This is a genomic window from Candidatus Symbiopectobacterium sp., from assembly GCF_020054415.1.
Classification (GTDB): Bacteria; Pseudomonadota; Gammaproteobacteria; order Enterobacterales; family Enterobacteriaceae; genus Symbiopectobacterium.
The window spans coordinates 1-1414 of record NZ_JAHWCO010000663.1 but is presented as its reverse complement, the minus strand read 5'-3'; the positions used below and the strand labels follow the sequence as shown (position 1 = coordinate 1414).

The window sequence follows — 1414 nt, the reverse complement described above, 5'->3', positions numbered from 1 at the left end:
TTGCATGACTGACGACGGTAACGCTGATGGCCACTTTTGCCATAACCGTGTTTTTTCACAGGAGATGTCTGTTCACAAAACGGGCATCTTACATCAACTTTAGCCACTGTATTCCACATCCAAAACCGGACATTTCACGCTACAATCAACATATTGAATACACGACCGGGAAGTTATTCGAGTGGTGATGTTTAACAGGCTGGCATGCGTGTGTGCGCTGATGCTGTGGTTTATTGGCGGGGTCGTCATGCAGGCACAGGCGCAGGAACGTCACGACGATCCTTACGCGTTTCTGCAACAGTCGGTGCTGACGAGGGTCAAGCAGCAGCAACTGCGGCAGTGCACTGAGAAACCGCAAACGCGACTCGCTTACACCGAACTGATCGCTCAGGAAGAAAAATCGCTGAACAAACCCAATCCGAGCGTGACGGAAAAGGGGATGACGCACCCCAGTGGCTCTAAACACGATTATATGAGCCTCAGCGTCTACTGGTGGCCCGATAGCAACAAATTCAATGGATTGCCTTGGGTATGCCGTGACGGCGTTATAAACCCTGTCAGCAAGAGTGATGACATCGACGGCGTTCGCCTGGAAGATTTTACCGATCAGGTGTACACGCTGACGTTAGCCTGGTACTTCTCCGATAACGCCGCCTATGCCGATAAAGCGATTTCGCTGATTCGAACCTGGTTTATCGACCCTGAAACCCGCATGAATCCCAACCTTGATTTTGCTCAGGGCGTGCCAGGCATTGCGCCAGGACGCGGGGCAGGCGTGCTCGACGGACGCTATTTCTCCACCCGCATTGTGGATGCGCTGATTATGCTGCGCGACTACCAAGGATGGAAAAAAGAGGATGATGCGCAGATGCGTTAGTGGATGACGGCCTATCTGGGGTGGTTGCAGACCAGCAAGCTGGCGAAGCGGGAATCGGAAGCGAAGAACAACCACGGTAGCTGGTACGCCGCTCAGGTAGCCGGTATTGCCTGGTATCTCGATAAGAAAGATGTGGTCTCTGCGATAGCCGCGCTACAGCGTACCAAGCTGAATCACCAGATTCAGGATGACGGCGCGCAGCCGGAAGAGCTTTCTCGCACCCGTTCCTTCCACTACAGCTATTTCAACCTGCAAGCCATTACCAACATGGCGATATTGGCAGACAAGGTAGGCGAAGATCTGTGGCGTTATCGCACGCCGCAGGGCAGTGGTATCGCTAACGCATTTAATTTCCAGGCCCCTTATCTGGACAAAGATAACAGTTTGCCTTACAAATCGGTCGTGTATTCAATATGTTGATTGCAGTGTGAAATGTCCGGTTTTGGATGTGGAATACAGTGGCTAAAGTTGATGTAAGATGCCCGTTTTGTGAACAGACATCTCCTGTGAAAAAACACGGTTATGGCAAAAGTGGCC

General features: G+C 51.6%; 1 protein-coding gene and 2 pseudogenes. 2 read left to right on the top strand and 1 reads right to left on the bottom strand.

The features are described from left to right. Window positions 1-107, bottom strand: a 107-nt coding sequence (locus QZ506_RS19110; protein WP_367273027.1) for an IS1 family transposase, incomplete at its 3' end; no start/stop codon positions are given. A 140-nt stretch (window positions 108-247) separates the two neighbouring features. Here QZ506_RS19110 and QZ506_RS19105 point away from each other — a divergent pair. Together QZ506_RS19105 and QZ506_RS19100 are read left to right on the top strand one after the other, a co-directional pair. Further along, a pseudogene (locus tag QZ506_RS19105) lies at window positions 248-1279 on the top strand (alginate lyase family protein); the annotation flags it as partial. 56 nt (window positions 1280-1335) lie between these two features. Continuing rightward, window positions 1336-1414 (top strand): annotated as a pseudogene (locus tag QZ506_RS19100) (IS1 family transposase); the annotation flags it as partial.